Raw genomic sequence first — 15,619 nt, forward strand, 5'->3', positions numbered from 1 at the left:
AGAATGCTTTATGAAGACAGTCTACGATTTCACAGTTACCGACCGCAATGGCAGCAAGGTAAGCCTTGATGAATACAAGGGCAAGGTGCTGCTTATAGTCAACACCGCTACGGGCTGCGGCTTCACACCGCACTACGAGCCGCTTGAAAAGATGTACCGGGAGCTTAAGGACAAGGGCTTTGAGATACTCGACTTCCCCTGCAACCAGTTTGCCAACCAGGCACCCGGCAGCGAGGAGGAGATACACCAGTTCTGCACGCTCAAATACGGCACGGATTTTCCGCAGTTTGCAAAGGTCGATGTAAACGGCGACAATGCAGAGCCGCTGTTTGAATATCTTGCGACACAAAAGCCGTTTGAGGGCTTCGGCAAGGGCGTTAAGAACGCAGCGCTCAAAAAGTTCTCAGACCTGAACAACAAAAAATACGGCGACAAGGCTTACATCAGGTGGAATTTCACAAAGTTCCTCGTTGATGACAAGGGCAATGTAGTAGGCCGCTTTGAGCCGACCGTCGATATGCAGCAAGTAAGAAAGGCAGCAGAAGCACTGCTGGGGTGAGGAAAAATGGATGAGCAGACAAGTCGTGACAAGATAATAATAAGAACGAGCATAACAGGCATACTCGCAAACCTGCTGCTGGCAGCTTTCAAGGCGGTAGTCGGCATAGCTTCAAACTCTGTGGCTATAGTTATGGACGCTGTGAACAACATATCGGACGCTGCAAGCTCGGTGATAACGATAGTCGGCACCAAGCTCGCCGCAAGGCAGCCTGACAAGAAGCACCCCTTCGGCTACGGCAGGATAGAGTATTTAAGCGCTATGGTGATATCGCTTATAGTGCTTTATGCCGGCGTGACTGCGTTTGTCGAGTCGTTCAAAAAGATAATCGAGCCCCAAACGCCTGACTATTCGACCGCTTCTCTTATAATAGTAGCGGCGGCAGTCGTGGTGAAGATAGTTCTCGGGCAGTATGTCAAGGGCGTGGGCGAAAAGGTAAGCTCGGATTCGCTGATAAACTCGGGCGAGGACGCACGGCTCGATTCGGTCATCTCGCTCTCGACTTTAGCAGCGGCAGGAATATATCTTTTAGCTGACATATCAGTCGAGGCATGGCTGGGTGCTGTTATCGCCATTGTTATTATCCGTTCAGGACTCGGAATGCTCAAGGATACTCTCTCAAAAATTCTCGGCGAGGGCTTTGAAGCGTCCCTTGCAAGGGAGATAAAGGCCACCGTATGCAGCTTCCCGGAGGTAAAGGGAGCTTTTGACCTGGTGCTGCACAACTACGGGCCTGATGCTTATCAGGGCTCGGTACACATCGAGGTGCCTGATTCCATGAGGGCTGATGAGATAGACCACCTGACAAGGAGCATTTCCGCCGAGATATTTGATAAATTCAACATAGCCATGACGGCTATAAGCGTATACTCCTTCAACACCAAAGACCCCGAAGCGGCTTCTGCAAGGGAAAAGGTATCAAAGCTCGTTATGGAGCAGCCGCACGTTTTACAGATGCACGGCTTTTTCATCGACAGTGAGAGCAAGATGCTGCGCTTTGATGTGGTAGTCAGCTTTGATGCGCCCGACAGGGCTGCCGTACACGACGAGATACAAGAGAAGGTATCAGAGCTGTTCCCGGGATACACGGTAAACATCGTGATCGACGCAGACTACAGTGAATAAGGGCAACACCGTACAAAGCCTTCAGGCGGTCTTTGTGCGGTGTTGCCAAAGACAAAAGAACCGGCTCCGCCATTTATGACGGAGCCGGATATGTTTGTTTACTTTACTTTGATCTTCTTTACTGCTGTATAGCCGCTGTAGTACTTAACGCCGCTTACAGTCTTGTAGGTGCGCACCTTTACATAGTATGTCTTGCCCTTTTTGAGCTTGCCTATAGTCTTGGAAACGTTCTTTGCACCCTTGACGGTCACGGTCTTAGTGGTCGCCTTTGTGAACTTGGAAGATGTCGAATAGGTTATCTGATAGCCTGTGACATTTGACACCTTGCTGTAGGTGACCTTAAGCTGCTTTGTCTTGGGGCTCGTTACCTTCTTAACTGTTGTCTTCTTAGGTACTATCTTGAAGGTCTTGGAGATACTGCCTGTATAAGCGCCCTTGCCTGTGACAGTAACAGTTGCCTTGCCTATGGCCTTGTTGTTTTTATAGGCAACTGTATAGTCAGTGCCGTTTTTCAGCGTCTTGCTGCCTACCTTGACGGTGAGCGCCTGTGTAACAGCCTTGCCTGTGTAGTACTTGTTCTTGATGCCTGTTACAGTGGCAGTCTTGATGCTTGTGCCTACTATCTTATAGGTGAGCTTCTTCTCGCCGCCGTAAGCGCCTCTGCCTCTGATTATAACAGTTGCCTCGCCTATCTTGATATTATCCTCATAGCCGAGAGTATAGTCTGTGCCTTCCTTAAGCACTGTAGAGCCGCTCTTTACAGTAACGCCTGCCTTCACGGGGCTGCCTGTATATGTCACAGAGGTCTTGTCAAGAGTGATAGAGAGCTTTGTGATATCCTTGAGCTTATCAAGTGTGCCTTCCTTCTTCTCGCCGCATACAGCGCAGGTATAGGTTATCTTGCCCTCGCTTGTGAGTGTGGGCCTGACTGTTATCGAGCCGTTATCAAAGGTATGTGTATAGCCGGACTTCTGAGCCTTTAAAAGGCCATTTAAGTATGTCTGGTCATCGACCTTAAGCTCTGAACGGCGGATAAGGCCGAACTTCTCGTTGAACTTATTATCCTTTGCTGTGATATATGCGTTATTATCCCATACGCAGCAGGCAACGCCCATTTCAGCGAAAGCGCCTGTGAAGTCTGATGCCCACTTTGCTCTTTCCTCGGAGTTTTTCTTATTTGTAGCGCCGAACTCACCGATAACGACTGCATTGCCCTTATCAACGAGCTGACCCTTGACGCTCTTGATTATACCCATGAGCTCATTTCTTGTAGACTCGGTATAAACAGCAGAGCCGTTCTCATTCATAGCGAAGTTATATGGCGAATATGCATGAACTGAAACAGCCACCATATCTGCCTCGTCCTTGGGCAGCTTATAATAAGGTGTGGTAGCGCCGTCCAAAGATGCGTCATAGCCGGGGCACATGATAAGTCTGTTAGCGTTGCTGCCGCCGGAAGCTCTTATGATATCGACTGCCGACTGGTTAAGGTCGTTGATGATATCGATCGCTGTCTTTACCTTTGTCTGGGGGTTTGAGGCCGTGAACCACCACTCGTTGTTATCGCCGATAAGTCTCGGCTCGTTGAGTGTTTCAAACACAAGGTGCTCATCGTAGTCCTTGAACACCTCGCTCACCTGAGTCCACACGCTTGAAACAAAGGTCTTGGATATCTCCTCATGCTCCTTGTCCGGGAAGAAGTAGTTGTCGTTTTTATTCTTTATATCGTTGTCGTGGTGTATATTGATTATAACATACATACCGTCGTCATACGCATAGTCAACGACTTCCTTTACTCTTGCCATATAGCTCTCGTCTATCTTATGGTCGCTGTCCATATGATAGCCCCAGGTCACAGGTATACGGATAGTCTGGAAGCCCTGGTCGTGAACGAAGTCTATCATTTCCTTCGTGGTCTTGGGGTTGCCCCAGTAGGTCTCAGAGCTGCTGCCGCTGCCGTTTGTGTCGAGTGTGTTGCCTAAGTTCCAGCCCACACCCATAGCCTTTACCACATCAAACTTTGTCAGAGCCTTTTCCTCAGCAGCCGAAGCAGGCAGAGCGGTCATAAGCGAAGCAGCTATCGCCGCAGCAGACAGCCCGGCGAGCATCTTTCTAAAACTCTTCATTTTGCATCACCTTTCCTTAAATTATACATAACTTTTTATCACGACCCGTTATGGATCATAGGTCTATTGTATTATACCACAAAAAAGCCGCCCCGTCAAAGGAACAGGGCGACAAAATTTTTTCTTCTACTATTTTTACAAAGACTGCACTCTGTTTTTGTGCAATATAAGCGAGTGAATAATCAGATATATTAAAATATTATACTGATGCACACGGCTGTTCGTCATCGGCGATATCCCGCTCTATTGCATCTGCGATAACGCCGCTTATCACCTCGGCGGTGCTGTCAGATGCCGGATCAAGCCCGTTTACGGCCTGCCGGATATCATCAAGCAGCGAGCCGCCCTGAGTATCAGAAGCCTGGCGCTGCGCAGGCTCGGTGAGCGAGGGCTTTATCACAAGTGTGAATATATTGCTTTTTTTAACGAGGCGGCAGGTCTGCGTTCCGGTGATATGAGCCTTGGCTGCGACCTGGCATCTGACCTTGCCGGTGTGGCGGAGCACCTGCTCTGTTACGGTGAAATAGGAATTCTCCACCGGCACCTCTATTGTCACGCCGTCCTCATATTCGAGCAGGCAGGAGAAGCTGTCGGCTCCGTCAAGCCAGAGTGCGTTGAACACCACCCTTCTCGTGCCGAGCTCACCCATATAGCCGAGCAGCTCGGTATCAGGCTTTGCATAGAAGCCTTCATCAAGATATACGTTCATAGTTTTCCTCCTTTAGTTGGTATTATCAAGGATAAGAGCTCAGGCTCATGCCCCCTCCTTTCAAGACAAAGGTAACACGAAAACCGGCAGACATCAATAGGTAAACGGAACAAATTTTCGGTAATCTGATATGCAACAAATATACTGCGTGACCAAAAGTGATAAAGCTATAAACCCAGTAAATTCCAGTAAATGTAATTAATGTTAACATTTGTTCCGTAATGTGCATATTTTGTGATATCTCTTGCAAATGGGGAATGCATGTGATATAATATATGGTGTTTTATTTGTGAAACTTATAAGGAGTGAGACAATGCTTGAACTAAAAGGGATAAAGAAGGATTACCCTGCCGGCGACGGAACTGTCCATGCGCTGAAGGGTATAGACCTTAAATTCAGGAACTCGGAATTTGTGGCGATACTCGGCCCCTCAGGCTGCGGCAAGACCACGATGCTCAACATCATAGGCGGCCTTGACAAGTACACCGAGGGCGACCTTGTGATAAACGGCCGCTCAACCAAGGACTTCAAGGCAAGAGACTGGGACGCTTACAGAAACCATTCGATAGGCTTTGTGTTCCAGAGCTACAACCTCATACCTCACCAGACGGTGCTCAGAAACGTCGAGCTTGCGCTCACGCTTTCGGGTGTTCCAAAGAGCGAGAGGAGAGAAAGGGCAAAGAAGGCGCTGGAAGACGTTGGTCTTGGAAGCCAGCTAAACAAGCGCCCGAGCGAGATGTCGGGCGGTCAGATGCAGCGTGTGGCTATCGCAAGAGCTTTAGTAAACAACCCTGACATAATACTTGCAGACGAGCCGACCGGTGCGCTCGACACTGAGACGAGCGTTCAGGTAATGGAGATACTCAAAGAGATATCCAAGGACAGGCTCATAGTTATGGTAACGCACAACCCTGAGCTCGCCGAGCAGTACGCATCACGCACTATCCGTATGCTCGACGGTGAGATAAAGGACGACACACAGCCGCTCACCGATGATGAGGTAGAGGTATTAAGCAAGGAAGACGCCAAAAAGCGTGAGGAAGACAGCAAAAAGAAAATGCCTTCGATGAGTTTTGCGACGAGCTTTTCTTTATCGCTCAAAAACCTCTTTACCAAAAAGGGCAGGACGATACTTACATCTTTTGCAGGGAGCATCGGTATCATAGGCATAGCGCTGGTACTCTCCATATCCGAGGGCTTTACGACATACATCAACGAGGTGCAGGAGCAGACGCTTTCATCGTATCCTCTGACGATAAGAGACAGCGAGATGGACCTGTCTGACATCATGGAGACATTCATGGGCATCGACAACAAGGAGCTGACCCACGAAAAGGACGCTGTCTACAAAAAATCGGCTATCTACGAGATAATAGATGCATTCAATCACTTAGAGGCAAAGGAAAACGACCTGCGCACCTTCAAGAAATACATCGACTCCGAGCGAAACCGTGAAGACAGCAAGCTCGGCAAGGCTTTGAGCGGCGTTCAGTACAGCTACGGGCTCGATATGCTCGTATACACAAAGAACGTTGACGGCAAGATACTCCACTCAGATGTGAATGAGATCATGAACGATATCATCAAGGAGCATATGGGTATAGATATGCAGGCTATGAATCAGGCGGAGAGCCAGATGATGGGCGGCATGAGCTCTATGGATATGATGTCGTCAATGGGCGGCGGCGCATCACGCAGCTGGAAGGAAATGCTCCCGAAAGACGACGGCACGGGCATAAACGAGGTGCTCAAAAAGCAGTATGAGGTCGTTTACGGTCAGTGGCCGAAGGAATACAACGAGATAGTGCTTGTGCTCGATGAAAACAACGAGCTCGATGACCTGACACTCTATGCGCTGGGTCTTGAAACAAAGGAAGATGTTGACAACATCATGAAGGCTTCCATGAAGGGCGAGGAGCTCAACATGGATAACGCCGATATCAAGTGGAGCTACGAAGAGGTCTGCGGCAGGACGTTCAGGGTGATACTCAACTCCTCCTGCTATAAGTATGACGAGGAAACGGGCACATACACCGACCTGAGAGACACCGATGCAGGCTTGCAGTATCTCTACGACAACGGGCTTGAGCTGAAGATATCGGGTATCATCAGACCTGACCCCGATGCAACAGCCACAATGCTCAACTCCTCAGCGGCATACACCGCAGACCTTACAAGGTATGTGGTAGATGAGATGAAGGGCTCTGAGGCTATCAAAGCACAGCTTGCCGACGAGACAAAGGACGTTATCACAGGCCTGCCCTTCAAGGACAAGGACACTGTGCTCGATGACAAGCAGAAGACAGAGGCCTTCAAGGAAAATGCTTCCAAGCTCGACGAAAAGGGCAAGGCGGCTATGTATCACAAGGTGATGACCACACCTGACGAGGCAACGCTTGCTTCTATGGTCGAGGAGAACATGAAGGGTATGTCGGCTGACGACATGAAGAAGGCTCTCGGCCAGGTAATGAGCACCCAAATGGGCATGGGCGAGGACGAGATAAACGGATACCTTGGAAAGCTCAGTGAGAGCGAGGTAAGAGAGAGCTTTTCCAAGATGATGTCAGAGCAGGTAAAGGGCGAATACGCTTCCAAAGTAGAGGAGCAGCTCTCAAAGATGACACAGCAGCAGCTCGCAGCAGGGCTTGATGACATAGTAAAGGCTCTTGAAGACGAGAAGCAGGGCGCATTCCTTTACGACAACGTGCTTGAATTCTCCGACTCGGATTACGAGAGCAACCTGTTGAAGCTCGGCTACATCGACCTTGAAAAGCCCACAGCGATAAACCTCTACGCTGCGACCTTCGAGAACAAGGACATCATCAAGGAAGAGATAGACAGCTACAACGACGGCAAGGACGAGGTAGACCAGATAAAGTACACCGACTACATCGGCATCATGATGTCGAGCATAACAACTATCATAAACGCCATAACCTATGCGCTGATAGCCTTTGTAGGCATCTCGCTGGTGGTATCATCTATCATGATAGGCGTTATCACGCTGATATCCGTTCAGGAAAGAACCAAGGAGATAGGCATTCTGCGTGCTATCGGTGCATCGAAGCATGACGTTTCGAGTATGTTCAATGCCGAGACTATTATAATAGGCTTTATCTCGGGTCTTATAGGCGTTGTGGTGACATACCTGTTATGCATACCGATAAACATAATCGTTCACACGCTGACAGGCCTTAACAACCTGAGCGCACAGCTGCCGATACTTGCAGCGCTGATACTCATAGCCATAAGCGTTCTGCTGACACTCATTGCAGGCATCATACCTTCAAGAAGTGCGGCTAAGAAGGACCCTGTTGTGGCACTGAGGACAGAATAAGCGCCAAACAGCCAAACAGTTAAAAATACAGGTGCCGGCTGTGCCGATGATATTAAGATCATCGACGCAGCCGGTATATCTTTTTTATTATAACCATTTTCGCCCCTGCAAACCGGGGTGTTTTTGTGCTTACCGACAGAAAATGGCGAAAAAGCCTGCTGTCGGCTTGAAAAACAAGGGAAATAAGAGTATAATTATAATGTTAAGGACAAAGAAAAAGGAGGATATAAATGGAAGATAATTCACAGGTAACGAACATCATACCCGATGCCCCCGCTGACACGGCCGAGGCTAAGGAAAATGATAGCACGGCCGCAAATGAAGCTGTCACACCGGAGAATAAAAAACGGGCTGACAGGTTCAGCCTTATGTCGCCGTGGCTTTTCTATCTGCTGGCGGTATTTGCCTTCATATTCCTGCTCGGAGCGAGCGGATTTGCAGATTACGCAAACGAAAACAGCGGCCAGCTCGGCTTTGTGGCAGCTATCTGCTGCACAGCAGGCATCGCAGCTCTCGCCGGAATGGCGGTATTATGCATCAAAAAAGGCAAGCCGGGCATCAACAGATATGCTCTTGCAGGGCTGCTGGCGATGAACTTCTACTTCGTCAACGAGTTCTGTCTGTACATAATACCTACCGACCTTGCAAACGAGGGCGAGCATCTGAGGCGGTTTATAAAGCCATATCTGCCCAATATCCTGGTCGGGATACTTATGTACTTCATATTTTTCTTTGTATCGGTCGCTTTTATAAAGAACAAGATAGTCACAAGGATACTGCTGACACTTTTCTCGGCGTTCTTTGCGTTCTATGCGATTATACAGTATTACATCATACAGTTCCGTGGCGGCCCGATACGCTTCTCAGACCTTGCAAACATTTCAAGTGCCGGCGAGATAAGCGACGAATACAAGTTCAGGATATCATTTATCGTGGCCTTTGCAGGGCTTGACACGCTGCTGATGATAGCTGCGATATGGCTGCTTGATCTGAGCGAGATGAAAAGCCCCCTCAAAGCACGCTCGGCAGGTCTCGGCACGCTCGCTGCTATGTGCGTGGGCTTCTACTTCGCAGCAGAGGGCGTATACAGCTACGACATAAACAACAGGATAATGCTCCTCAACTTCTCTATGGGCGAGGACATCGACACATATCAGGACACCGGCGGGCTTTTATGCTTCTACTACGACGGCATAAAGAACCGTGTCATAGTGCCTGACGGCTACAGCGCAGACGAGGCAAAGAGCAGGCTCGGGGAATACCACACATCTGAAAAGACCTCTGACCGCAAGCCTACTATCATAGCAATACTCAACGAGTCGTTCTCAGACTTTGAGCATTTAGGCGACATTGACGTTAGCATGGACTATATGCCCAACTACCATGCGCTCAAGGAAAACTGCCTTAAGGGCTATGTGACGGTATCTCCCTACGGCGGATACTCCTGCAACTCGGAATTTGAGTTTTTGACAGGCAACTCGATGTACTTCCTGCCTTCGGGAAGTGCTGCATACACCCAATTTATGGACAACGACCAGCAGAGCATAGTGAGCCACCTTGACTCGCTTGGCTACGAGACTATAGCCTTCACCTGCTGCCGCAGAGGTCTTTGGAAGATAGAGAACGCCTACGAGCGTTTAGGCTTTGACACCTGCTTCTTCAAAGACAACATAAACATGAAGAACATAGAGTACGTTGACGGCAACATCGCTGACATCAGCCTTTATGAAAGGCTCTTTGAGGAGTATGACAAGAGAAAGGACGGCGACAGCCAGTTCTACTGGATAACCACCATGCAGAACCATGCCCCCTACACAGAACACCTGACCGAACCTGTCACCCTCAACTCGCCCAAGAGCGACCAGGCAGAGAGCTACTTAAACTCTATCTACGAATCTGACAGGGCTATAGGCGAGCTGATAAAGCACTTTGAGAACGTTGACGAGGACGTTGTCATCGTAATGTTCGGCGACCACTATCCGCACATCGCAGGCTACTACGACGAGATGCTCGGCCAGAACATCAACGACCTGCCGATAGAGGACTTCTGCCGCTCGCACCAGACACCTTACTTCATCTGGTCAAACTTCGACTCGGAGAGCCGTGAGGACAGCGAGATAAGCCTCAACTACTTAAGCCTTGAGCTTATGGACATATGCGGCCTGCCCAAGAGCGGCTACATGAACTTCCTTGAGGAGCAGAGGCAGAACCTGCCGATAATCACATCCTTCGGTTACGTTGACGGCGACGGCAAGTGGCACAAAAAGAGCGATTCGGCTGACGACGACACCGAGGAAATGAAGAAGTACCGCTACTTACAGTATTACAGGATATTTGATGAGAAGAACAACAAGGTACAGCAGGCTTCATAACAATTAAATACCGAACGTTTTGCCCCGGAGCATTTAAAAGTGCTCCGGGGCGCTTTGTCAGTTAACAGTTATCAGTTAACAGTTAATAGTTATGGTGCGCCTGCGGCGCAATATGCCCATTCGGGCGTGTTACCGAAGGGTCGCCCCGTGCCTGCGCAGCTGGCATCACCCTTTCGCAGCAGCGGCAATACCTCTGTAACCCCCGATTTGCAGAGGTAAAACAGGGCTTTTTTGCGCCTGTATCTATGAACTTTTTGTTAAACTTTCAAAGTATACGTTTACATCATTTTTTTAAACGTTTTCACCTGTCAGGGGGGGCTTGATTATTTTTTCAAAATATGCTTTAATAGTTTATGGAGATATTCCAAGGGAAAGATCTTACAAAAATTAAGTGATAAAAATTTATGAAAGGCGGAGTTAAAATGAGCGTAAAGATCATTAACGGCGAGTCGATACCGAACATCCCGTGGCAGGACAAGCCCGAGGGCTGCAACGATGTAGTATGGAGATATGATGCAAACCCGATAATCAAGAGAGATCATCTTAAGATGTCAAACTCTATCTTCAACAGCGCTGTTGTTACATTCAACGGCAAGTTCGCAGGCGTGTTCAGAGTTGATGACAAGCAGAGAAACATGGAGCTGCACGTTGGCTTCTCGGACGATGCTATACACTGGAACATCAGCGAGGAAAGAATAGTTTTCGAGCAGGCTGACAAGTCTACCGAGGACGTTAACTCCTGGGGCTACGGCTATGACCCGAGAGTTTGCTTTATAGAGGACAGATACTGGGTAACCTGGTGCAACGCTTACGGCTGGAAGCCTACTATCGGCGTTGGCTACACATATGACTTCAAGACATTCTATCAGTGCGAGAACGCATTCCTCCCCTTCAACAGAAACGGTGTTCTCTTCCCGAGAAAGATAAACGGCAAGTACGTTATGTTCTCCCGTCCTTCTGACTCAGGCCACACACCTTTCGGTGATATGTACATCTCGCAGTCGCCCGATATGAAGTACTGGGGCGAGCACAGGCACGTTATGGGGCCCCTCAAGGGCTGGGAGTCCAAGAAGATAGGCGCAGGCCCGATCCCGATCGAGACTGACGAGGGCTGGCTCTGCTTCTACCACGGCGTACTCGAGAGCTGCAACGGCTTTGTATACAGCTTCTCAGCTTGCATACTCGACAAGGACGAGCCCTGGAAGGTAAAGTACCGCTGCGCTGAGTACCTCATCAATCCCCGTGAGATGTACGAGACAGTAGGCGATGTTCAGAACGTAACATTCCCCTGCGCTACTCTCTGCGATGCTGACACAGGCAGGATAGCTATCTACTACGGCTGTGCTGACACCTGCGTAAGCCTTGCATTCACAACTGTTGACGAGGTAGTTGCATACGTAAAGAGCCATTCAAGCGTTTGATATTGCAGATGACGCCTAAATAATTATACACAAGCCCCCGGACTGTAATAAACAGTCCGGGGGTCTTGCGTTATAGGATATGTAAAGAGTGTAAATAATAGAATATGTAAAGAATGTGATAGTATAGACTATGTTTTTATCTTATGATGTATGATATAATACATAAACGTAATGACACGTTATTAGAAAATAAGTTAAGGTGATGCTATGTTCCAGTTCAAATGGCTATGGGAAAATATGAAGGGCAGCAGGAGAGGCTATATTATCGCACTTTGCCTCTCGATACTTTGCAATGCGCTTTATATCACCTCGCCGTATTTTCAGTCAAAGCTGATAGATACATTTATTTCAAACGACAATGCGATAGAAAACCTCAAAAACGACCGCTCGTATCTTTACTGGCTGCTTGCCGGCATGATAGGGCTCACGTTTATAAGGACTGTGTTTCAGTATGCGTGCAATATGTATTACGAAACAGCCTCGCAGGGCATGATATACAATATCCGCACAAAGCTTTTCCGCAGGATAGAAAACCAGGACATCGCCTTTTACGACCGCTTCCGCACAGGCGACCTTATGACAAGGCTCACAGGCGACCTTGACATGGTAAGGCACATGGTGTCGTGGGTCATCAAGGGCGCTGTCGAGAGCATTGCACTGTTTACTGCATCTATGGTGTATTTCTTCACTATCGACTATGCGACGGCGCTGTGCATACTGGCTATGACGCCGCTGATACTCATTATCAGGCGAAAGCTCTCGGCCTTCGCTGGGCCTGCTTACAGAGAGGTAAGAGAAAAGTCCTCTCAATTAAACACCGCAGCTCAGGAGAACATCTCTGGCAACCGTGTTGTAAAGGCCTTTGCAAGAGAGGAGTTTGAGAAGGAGAAATTCCGCAAGCGTGACGAGGAATACCGCAAGGCCAACATAAAGGCTGCAAAGGTATGGCTCAAATACCAGCCGTTTATCGACGTGCTTGCAGGGTCTCTGAGTGTCGTGCTGCTGCTCGCAGGCGGTTACTTTATGATACAGCGCCACCTGACAATGGGGCAGTATGTGGCTATATCAGGTCTTTTATGGGCGGTAAGCAACCCCTTAAGGAACTTAGGCGCTTACATAAACGACTTCCACCGCTTTGTGGCATCGGCAGGCAAGATAATCGAGATATACTACTTCGCACCGATGATAGTTGACCGTGAGGACGCAGACACGCCCACCGAGCGTCTTAAGGGCGACATAGAATTCAAAAACGTAAACTTCTCGATAGAGGGCAAGAGGATACTAAAAGACATAAGCTTCACCATAAAGGCCGGCGAGACTGTCGCTGTAATGGGGCCTACCGGCTGCGGCAAGACCTCGATGATAAACCTGATACCGAGATTTTACGACACAGACAGCGGAGAGGTGCTCGTTGACGGCAGGAACGTAAAGCTGCACCGTCTGCACTCGCTCCGCAAGAACATAAGCATAGCAACGCAGGACGTACTGCTCTATTCCGACACGATAGATTCAAACATAGCCTTCGGCGACAGCTCGCTTGACGAGGAGTATGTAAGAAAATGCGCAGAGCTTTCCTGTGCGAGCGAATTCATAGAAAGGCTGCCGGAGAGCTATGACACGATAGTCGGCGAAAGAGGCGTTGGTCTTTCGGGCGGCCAGAAGCAGAGGATATCGCTTGCCCGTGCGCTTGCTGTAAGGCCTTCGGTGCTCATTCTTGACGACACGACCTCGGCCGTTGACATGGAGACAGAGGCAGCGATACAGAAAGCGCTTGCCGAGGAGCTTGACTTTGAATGCACGAAGATGATAATAGCACAGCGCATATCATCAGCCAGAAATGCCGACAAGATAATCATTCTTGACAATGGCAGGATAGCCGACATAGGCACGCACGACGAGCTGATAAAGCGTGAGGGCTATTACAAGCAGATATATGATCTCCAGTGCGGCGAGCAGGAAGGGGCGGTGGTCTGAATGGCAAGGAACAGATACGACATTGACGAACAGCTTGAAGCCCCCTTTGACTTCACCCACTTAAAGCGCTCATACAGATACATCAGAAAATACAAGGGCAAGATGATACTTGCGCTCGTGCTGAGCATATTTGCGGCGATAACGGGGCTTATAGCACCGCTCATCACAAAGCACGCACTTGATGTGACGATACCTGAGAAAAACGTCGGCGAGCTGGTTTTACTGGCACTGCTCGTGCTTATATTCAACATAGTAAGTGTCGCCCTCGGCAACATACGCTCACGCATCATGACAGTTGTCGGGCAGAACATTATCTTTGATATAAGAGAGGATCTGTTTGCGCACCTACAGGAGCTCCCCTTTACCTACTACGACGACAGGCCGCACGGCAAGATACTCATAAGAGTAATAAACTATGTAAACTCGGTATCCGATATGCTGTCAAACGGCATCATCAACTTCATCATGGAAATACTCAACATGGTATTCATACTCGTTTTCATGCTGATAGTCGATGTAAGGCTGACACTTGTTGCGCTGTCGGGTCTGCCGCTGTTCATGCTGGTTATGTTTGCGATAAAGAAGCATCAGCGCCGTGCATGGCAGGACGTTTCAAACAAGAGCTCGAACATGAACGCATACCTGCAGGAGAACATCACCGGCGCACGCATCACGCAGGTGTTCACCCGTGAGGAGGAGAATGCGCAGATATACGACAATCTCAACAAGAAATACCGCAAGAGCTGGATGAGGGCGGTAAAGTTCTCAAACCTTGTATGGCCGGCGACCGACAACATATCGACGCTGGTAAGGGCTGCGATGTTTGTAGTCGGGCTTCTCGTACTTGACCCGGCGACGGTGTCTCTCGGCACGCTTTCGGCGATGACGGGCTATGCTTCACGCTTCTGGCAGCCGATAATGAGCATATCTAACATCATAAACACATTTATAAACAACATAGCATACCTCGAAAGGATATTTGAAACGCTCGACGAGCCTGTGACCATAACCGACAAGGAGGGTGCAACAGACATCGGCGTTATCGAGGGCAATGTGAGCTTTGACAGTGTCACCTTCGGCTACGAGGAGGGCATAGATGTGCTCAAGGACATATCGTTTGACGTTAAGGCCGGGCAGAGCGTGGCTCTTGTAGGGCCGACAGGTGCAGGCAAGTCAACTATCGTCTCGCTGATATCACGCTTTTACGACATCGACAAGGGCAGGATAACCATTGACGGCACAGACATAAGCGAGGTAACGCTAAAGAGCCTGCGCTCGCAGATGGGCATAATGCTTCAGGACAGCTTTATATTCTCAGACAGCATACTTGAAAACATACGCTACGGCAGGCTCGATGCTACCGACAGGGAGATAAAGGAGGCCGCAAAGGCCGTCTGCGCCGACAGCTTCATAAGGACGATGTCTGACGGCTACGAAACGCAGGTAAACGAGCGTGGCTCGAAGCTCTCGGGCGGCGAGAAGCAGCTGATATCCTTTGCGAGAACGCTGCTTTCTGACCCGAAGATACTCGTACTTGACGAGGCGACCTCATCAATAGATGCGAAGACAGAGGTACTTGTACAAAAAGGCCTTGCAGAGCTTCTTAAGGGCAGGACTTCGTTTATCATAGCGCACAGGCTGTCAACGATAAGAAACTGCGATATGATAATGTTCATAGACGCTCAGGGCATTGTCGAGCAGGGCTCACACGATGAGCTCATGGCAAGAAAGGGCGCATACTACGAATTATACACGGCACAGACCTGATGCCCTTACGGGCAGTTAACAGGTAACAGGTAACAGGTAACAGTTAAGGTGTCCTGCTTACGCAGGACAGATGTCCATTCGGGCTTATACCCGGAAAATGCCTGCCAAAAAAACAATCAAAAAAGGTATCGGTTTACAGACGATGATCTAAATATCATCGTAAGAGCCGATACCTTTATTTTTCACTATTCTTTATTATTTATTATTTTTTATTTTAGCAGCGGCGATA

Annotated in this window: 9 protein-coding genes; 7 read left to right on the forward strand and 2 right to left on the reverse strand. The window is 48.9% G+C overall.

The window, feature by feature from the left end; all coding sequences use genetic code 11:
- Nucleotides 1-10: 10 nt before the first annotated feature.
- Both CD05_RS0113425 and CD05_RS0113430 read left to right on the forward strand, forming a co-directional pair.
- Complete coding sequence (locus CD05_RS0113425) at nucleotides 11-559, forward strand: glutathione peroxidase (RefSeq protein WP_028510919.1); 549 nt, start codon at nucleotides 11-13, stop codon at nucleotides 557-559.
- Nucleotides 560-565: 6 nt separating this feature from the next.
- Nucleotides 566-1,684, forward strand: coding sequence for a cation diffusion facilitator family transporter (locus CD05_RS0113430; protein WP_037323025.1), 1,119 nt, complete (start codon nucleotides 566-568; stop codon nucleotides 1,682-1,684).
- A gap of 98 nt (nucleotides 1,685-1,782) precedes the next feature.
- On the opposite strand, the gene CD05_RS20015 is transcribed toward CD05_RS0113430, so the two are convergent.
- Entirely contained in the window at nucleotides 1,783-3,810 is a 2,028-nt protein-coding gene (locus tag CD05_RS20015; protein ID WP_051589026.1) for a glycoside hydrolase family 5 protein, read from the reverse strand.
- 199 nt (nucleotides 3,811-4,009) lie between these two features.
- Complete coding sequence (locus tag CD05_RS0113440) at nucleotides 4,010-4,519, reverse strand: hypothetical protein (protein WP_028510921.1); 510 nt, start codon at nucleotides 4,517-4,519, stop codon at nucleotides 4,010-4,012.
- A gap of 313 nt (nucleotides 4,520-4,832) precedes the next feature.
- On the opposite strand from CD05_RS0113440, the gene CD05_RS0113445 reads away from it, so the two are divergent.
- From CD05_RS0113445 to CD05_RS0113470, 5 genes are all read left to right on the forward strand, one after another.
- A complete protein-coding gene (locus tag CD05_RS0113445) occupies nucleotides 4,833-7,856 on the forward strand; it encodes an ABC transporter ATP-binding protein/permease (protein WP_028510922.1) in 3,024 nt (1,007 codons plus the stop codon).
- Nucleotides 7,857-8,086: 230 nt separating this feature from the next.
- Entirely contained in the window at nucleotides 8,087-10,228 is a 2,142-nt protein-coding gene (locus tag CD05_RS0113455) for a sulfatase-like hydrolase/transferase (RefSeq protein ID WP_028510923.1), read from the forward strand.
- 422 nt (nucleotides 10,229-10,650) lie between these two features.
- The gene (locus tag CD05_RS0113460) at nucleotides 10,651-11,649 is read left to right on the forward strand and encodes a glycoside hydrolase family 130 protein (protein WP_028510924.1); all 999 of its coding nucleotides are present in this window, start codon (nucleotides 10,651-10,653) and stop codon (nucleotides 11,647-11,649) included.
- Between the two features lie 207 nt (nucleotides 11,650-11,856).
- Nucleotides 11,857-13,623 (forward strand): ABC transporter ATP-binding protein, encoded by a 1,767-nt coding sequence (locus CD05_RS0113465; protein WP_028510925.1) that lies wholly within the window; start codon nucleotides 11,857-11,859, stop codon nucleotides 13,621-13,623.
- On the forward strand, nucleotides 13,624-15,390 hold the full coding sequence (locus CD05_RS0113470) for an ABC transporter ATP-binding protein (protein ID WP_028510926.1): 1,767 nt from the start codon (nucleotides 13,624-13,626) through the stop codon (nucleotides 15,388-15,390). It abuts the gene before it with no gap.
- Nucleotides 15,391-15,619 lie beyond the last annotated feature (229 nt).

The organism is Ruminococcus sp. NK3A76 (genome assembly GCF_000686125.1).
GTDB lineage: Bacteria > Bacillota > Clostridia > Oscillospirales > Ruminococcaceae > NK3A76.